This window comes from Bacillus sp. FSL R9-9530, from assembly GCF_038008145.1.
Classification (GTDB): domain Bacteria; phylum Bacillota; class Bacilli; order Bacillales; family Bacillaceae_G; genus Bacillus_A; species Bacillus_A mycoides.
On record NZ_JBBOYO010000001.1, the window covers coordinates 3,908,830 to 3,915,000 of the forward strand.

Annotated in this window: 4 protein-coding genes and 2 rRNA genes (1 of these 6 only partly in view); all 6 read right to left on the reverse strand. The window is 42.3% G+C overall.

Annotated features, from left to right (window positions below; genetic code table 11):
- Nucleotides 1-984: a DNA polymerase III subunit delta' gene (holB, locus tag MKX66_RS19675; RefSeq protein ID WP_002009636.1), complete on the reverse strand. Its 984-nt coding sequence runs from the start codon at nt 982-984 to the stop codon at nt 1-3.
- A 35-nt stretch (nt 985-1,019) separates the two neighbouring features.
- Nucleotides 1,020-1,646, reverse strand: coding sequence for a dTMP kinase (gene tmk / locus MKX66_RS19680; protein WP_002009634.1), 627 nt, complete (start codon nt 1,644-1,646; stop codon nt 1,020-1,022).
- 1 nt (nt 1,647) lies between these two features.
- Nucleotides 1,648-3,069, reverse strand: coding sequence for an aminotransferase class I/II-fold pyridoxal phosphate-dependent enzyme (locus MKX66_RS19685; RefSeq protein ID WP_033708702.1), 1,422 nt, complete (start codon nt 3,067-3,069; stop codon nt 1,648-1,650).
- 79 nt (nt 3,070-3,148) lie between these two features.
- Complete coding sequence (locus MKX66_RS19690; RefSeq protein ID WP_002130199.1) at nt 3,149-3,328, reverse strand: sigma factor G inhibitor Gin; 180 nt, start codon at nt 3,326-3,328, stop codon at nt 3,149-3,151.
- Between the two features lie 199 nt (nt 3,329-3,527).
- Nucleotides 3,528-3,643, reverse strand: a 5S ribosomal RNA gene (gene rrf, locus MKX66_RS19695).
- Nucleotides 3,644-3,692: 49 nt separating this feature from the next.
- Nucleotides 3,693-6,171 (reverse strand): 23S ribosomal RNA (locus MKX66_RS19700); it runs 443 nt beyond the window's last position.

Genomic DNA, 6,171 nt, shown 5'->3' on the forward strand with positions numbered 1-6,171 from the left:
TCATCCCTCCTGCAACCGCAACACTAACTGTTCGAACACAAGCTGCGCATTTACATTAGCGTTGATTCTATTTTTTGCCTCTAATATATTAAAGAGAGCTGATACAATGCGCTTCTGAGCATAAGAAAAGGATTCAAACATCTCTTTCTGCTCATGAAAAACAAGACGATCTTCTTCTCCAAGTTGAACATATAATAAATCCTTATAAATAAGGAGTAACATATCTAAGCCTTGCTGTAATTGTTCTTTCTCTCCAAAGTGCTTCCCCCATTTTTCTTGTACAAAAAAAATAGAGGCCTTATCTTTTTCGAGCGCTTCACATAATTTTATCACTAAAGCTCTCGCTTGTGCAAACCATTCATCATTACACATTAATAAAGCTTCTTCAAAACTATTTGTAAGCTGCGCAGCAAGTGTAGATAAAGAAACTGTAATACCTTCTTCCTCTAACCTCTTAATTAAAGATTCTGTAGGCAACGGCCTAAACGTAACAACCTGACAACGAGATAAGATTGTATTTAAAATCTGATGACTTTGTTCAGTAAGTAAAATAGCTGTTGTATCACTACTTGGTTCTTCTAAAAACTTTAAGAGCGTATTCGCTGCATTTGCTGTCATACGATCTGCATGCTCAATAATATATACTTTTTTATTTGCTTCTAATCCTGTTTTTGAAAACTCTTCTTGTAAATCATGAATTTGCTGTTTTTTAATAGATAATCCATCTGGTTTTACAATATGTAAGTTTGGGTAGTTACCTGAATCAATTCGGCGACAATTCGTACATACATGACAAGGCTCTACACCATTTCTTTGTGAACAGAGAAAACTTTTTGCCATTTGAATTGCTGTGGCGAACTTCCCAGTCCCTTTCCCTCCCTCTAACAAGTAAGCGTGGGATATACGCTCTTTTGCAATGCTATTCATCAACATTTTGACACCGATGGGCTGTATAGCAGAAAGCTGCTCCCACGTATTTATCATACTGCATACCTCACTTATTTCATTCTTTCCTTCTATTATAACAATTTATCTTCTATAATCTGAACAACTTCTTCTATAAGTTTTTTCATTGGTTGATCAGCATTTACTAATACAATGCGATTAGAGAAACGCTCTACAACTTGTAAATACCCTTCACGCACACGTTTATGGAAAGAGATATCTTCCATATCTAGTCGATTTACTTCACGTCCTGCATCTTTTCCAATTCGTGCTAAACCTACCTCTGGCTCAATATCTAAATAGATTGTTAAACTAGGCATACAATCTTCCGTTGCGAAACGATTAATTTCAAATACTTTATCCATACCTAAGCCTCTTGCATATCCTTGATATGCTAAAGAGCTATCTATAAAACGATCACATAGTACAAGATAGTTTTCCTCAAGTGCTGGCATAACTTTTTCCACTAAATGTTGTCTACGTGCAGCAGCATATAAGAGCGCCTCTGTACGTGCTTCCATCATCGTATACTCTTGTTTATGTAAAATTGTTCTAATATCTTCAGAAATTGCAATACCACCCGGTTCTCTGGTCGCCATTACCTTTTGTTCCTTTTGCTCAAAATATGGTAATAAACTTTTAATTAATGTTGTTTTACCCGAACCTTCTGGCCCTTCAATTGTTACAAATAATCCCTTCATCCTAAAACCTACTTTCTATATCATACACGTTCATATATTGCGTACTACCTTGAAAACGAGCCCCTGTTTTCTCTAAATGAGTAATTTGCTTTGTATGTTCTTGAGTAATTCTCTCTCCATACATGATCAATGGAATTCCAGGTGGATACGGAATCACCATTTCTGCAGCTATCATACCAACGGCTTCTTCTATAGATACTAACTTCGTTTCGTATCTCTCTAATTGTTTATACGTATACGGTAAAGGGGAAATCTCCCCTTTATAAGTATAACGAATTGATACTGTCTTGTCTTTTACCTTATATTGCTGCATAGCTAATCGAATGATCTCTATAGCTTTCATATACCCCTCATTTACTTGTAACGGTAATATAAATAGGACGTTATATGGATCTGCCATTTCCGTATATATACCGACTTTTTCAAATACAGACTGTAATTCATACCCTGATAACTGACAGCGAGTTTGCACCGTAACTTTTAATTCATCTTGCGATGGATATTGCAAAATGGCTATTTGTGGGATAGATCGCAATCCTTCTTTAAATCGGCGTAAAAACTCAACGATTTCATCATGACCCTCTTCCTTTATAACTGCTATTGCAAAACGTGCTATATCAAGAGAAGCCATAATTGGATACGATGGGCTACTAGATTGTAGCATACTTAAATAGGAGGAAACTTTTTCTTCGCTCACCAAACGGCTATTTATATGTAAATAAGATCCCATTGTCATCGCAGGTAATGTTTTATGTGCGGAATGAACCACAATATCCGCACCATAAACTAATGCTGACTTCGGGAAGGGGTCCCCTATACAAAAATGCGCCCCATGGGCTTCATCTACTAGAACAGGAATTTTATGTGCATGTGCGTAAGCGATACTTGCCTCTAAATCAATTCCCATACCATAGTAATTAGGATGTGTTAAAATAAGTGCTTTTGCATTTGGATACTTTGTAATTGCCTCCTTAATAATTTCATCATGAACCCCTACTGGTACGTTATGTACTTCATCAATCCATGGATTTAAAAAGACCGGATTAGCCCCTGCTAATTTCAAACCATTAATGATCGATTTATGACAATTTCTTTGTACGAGGACAATATCATGTTCGCCGCAGCAAGACAAAATCATTGCTAAATTTCCAACTGTTGAACCATTAATTAAAAAATAACTTTTATGCACGCCATATACTTCAGCTAATAATTGCTGTGCTTCATCTATACATTCAAACGGGCTATGTAAATCATCTAATCCTGTTAACTCTGTTACATCAATTGATAATATGTCCTTAAACCCCCCTGAAGCTTTCTGAGGGAAGTTTAAACCATTCTTATGACCCGGAACATGAAAAGATAGTAGTCGCCTTTCTTTAAATTCCATTAGCGCCTCATATAAAGGCATACGATTTTGATTCATATATATCTCTTCCTTATTATTCATTCTGTATCTATTATACAGATATTAGGGCAAAAAAAATAATAGGCATAATGCCTATTTAAAAATATGATACTTCTAATTTTCGCAGTTGTTTTAAATAATGTATATACTTCGGGTCAGTTGTCTCAGTATTCACCAGATTCCTTTCGCACTCGTAACATATTAAATTATTATATACATATATTCCTTCCCCTCTTTTTGTCTCACAAACGATGCAAATTTCACTTGGTAATTTCATAATCTTTCCTCCCTTTTTAAATAAACATATTATATACCTCTATTCCTTAACAAATTTCCGGAAAATATACATCATTTTTTTATATAATATGATTTATTCTTGGGCAACGTGTTTGTATTACTTATGTATTCCCTTTACTTCTTTCATGTACTGTTTAAAAACAAAAAAACACAAGTCAAAAGACTTGTGTTTTTATCTTGCTTGGCGACGTCCTACTCTCACAGGGACAAGGTCCCAACTACCATCGGCGCTAGAGAGCTTAACTTCCGTGTTCGGTATGGGAACGGGTGTGACCTCTCTGCCATCATCACCAAACTATGAAGGCATATTCCTTCAAAACTAGATAACATTAGCTTCATATTATATGGTTAAGTCCTCGATCTATTAGTATTCGTCAGCTCCACATGTCACCATGCTTCCACCTCGAACCTATCAACCTGATCATCTTTCAGGGATCTTACTAGCTTACGCTATGGGAAATCTCATCTTGAGGGGGGCTTCATGCTTAGATGCTTTCAGCACTTATCCCTTCCGCACATAGCTACCCAGCTATGCCCTTGGCAGAACAACTGGTACACCAGCGGTGCGTCCATCCCGGTCCTCTCGTACTAAGGACAGCTCCTCTCAAATTTCCTGCGCCCACGACGGATAGGGACCGAACTGTCTCACGACGTTCTGAACCCAGCTCGCGTACCGCTTTAATGGGCGAACAGCCCAACCCTTGGGACCGACTACAGCCCCAGGATGCGATGAGCCGACATCGAGGTGCCAAACCTCCCCGTCGATGTGGACTCTTGGGGGAGATAAGCCTGTTATCCCCGGGGTAGCTTTTATCCGTTGAGCGATGGCCCTTCCATGCGGAACCACCGGATCACTAAGCCCGACTTTCGTCCCTGCTCGACTTGTAGGTCTCGCAGTCAAGCTCCCTTATGCCTTTGCACTCTACGAATGATTTCCAACCATTCTGAGGGAACCTTTGGGCGCCTCCGTTACACTTTAGGAGGCGACCGCCCCAGTCAAACTGCCCACCTGACACTGTCTCCCGGGTCGATGAGACCCGTAGGTTAGAATTTCAATACAGTCAGGGCGGTATCCCACCAGCGCCTCCACCGAAGCTAGCGCTCCGGTTTCAATGGCTCCCGCCTATCCTGTACAAACTGTACCAAAATTCAATATCAGGCTACAGTAAAGCTCCACGGGGTCTTTCCGTCCTGTCGCGGGTAACCTGCATCTTCACAGGTACTATAATTTCACCGAGTCTCTGGTTGAGACAGTGCCCAAATCGTTACACCTTTCGTGCGGGTCGGAACTTACCCGACAAGGAATTTCGCTACCTTAGGACCGTTATAGTTACGGCCGCCGTTTACTGGGGCTTCAGTTCAGAGCTTCGCTTACGCTAACCCCTCTCCTTAACCTTCCAGCACCGGGCAGGTGTCAGCCCCTATACTTCGCCTTACGGCTTCGCAGAGACCTGTGTTTTTGCTAAACAGTCGCTTGGGCCTATTCACTGCGGCTTTCCGTTAAGAAAGCACCCCTTCTCCCGAAGTTACGGGGTCATTTTGCCGAGTTCCTTAACCAGAGTTCTCTCGCACACCTTAGGATTCTCTCCTCGCCTACCTGTGTCGGTTTGCGGTACAGGCACCTTTTATCTCGCTAGAAGCTTTTCTTGGCAGCGGGGAATCAAAGACTTCGCTCCATAAGGAGCTTCCCCATCACAGCTCAGCCTTCACGATAAGCGGATTTGCCTACTTATCAGCCTAACTGCTTGGACGTGCACAACCAATCGCACGCTTCTTCTATCCTTCTGCGTCCCTCCATTGCTCAAACGATAAAGAGGTGGTACAGGAATATCAACCTGTTGTCCATCGCCTACGCCTGTCGGCCTCGGCTTAGGTCCTGACTAACCCTGAGCGGACGAGCCTTCCTCAGGAAACCTTAGGCATTCGGTGGACGGGATTCTCACCCGTCTTTCGCTACTCATACCGGCATTCTCACTTCTAAGCGCTCCACCAGTCCTTCCGGTCTGACTTCACTGCACTTAGAACGCTCCCCTACCACTGATACCATTGGTATCAATTCGCAGCTTCGGTGGTGTATTTAGCCCCGGTACATTTTCGGCGCAGAGTCACTCGACTAGTGAGCTATTACGCACTCTTTAAATGGTGGCTGCTTCTGAGCCAACATCCTAGTTGTCTAAGCAACTCCACATCCTTTTCCACTTAATACACACTTTGGGACCTTAGCTGGCGATCTGGGCTGTTTCCCTCTTGACTACGGATCTTATCACTCGCAGTCTGACTCCTAAGGATAAGTCATTGGCATTCGGAGTTTGACTGAATTCGGTAATCCGATGAGGACCCCTAGTTCAATCAGTGCTCTACCTCCAAGACTCTTACACTTAAGGCTAGCCCTAAAGCTATTTCGGGGAGAACCAGCTATCTCCAGGTTCGATTGGAATTTCTCCGCTACCCACACCTCATCCCCGCACTTTTCAACGTGCGTGGGTTCGGGCCTCCATTCAGTGTTACCTGAACTTCACCCTGGACATGGGTAGATCACCTGGTTTCGGGTCTACGACCACGTACTAAACGCCCTATTCAGACTCGCTTTCGCTGCGGCTCCGCCTCTTCAGCTTAACCTCGCACGGGATCGTAACTCGCCGGTTCATTCTACAAAAGGCACGCCATCACCCATTAACGGGCTCTGACTATTTGTAGGCACACGGTTTCAGGATCTCTTTCACTCCCCTTCCGGGGTGCTTTTCACCTTTCCCTCACGGTACTGGTTCACTATCGATCACTAGGGAGTATTTAGCCTTGGGAGATGGTCCTCCCAGATTCCGA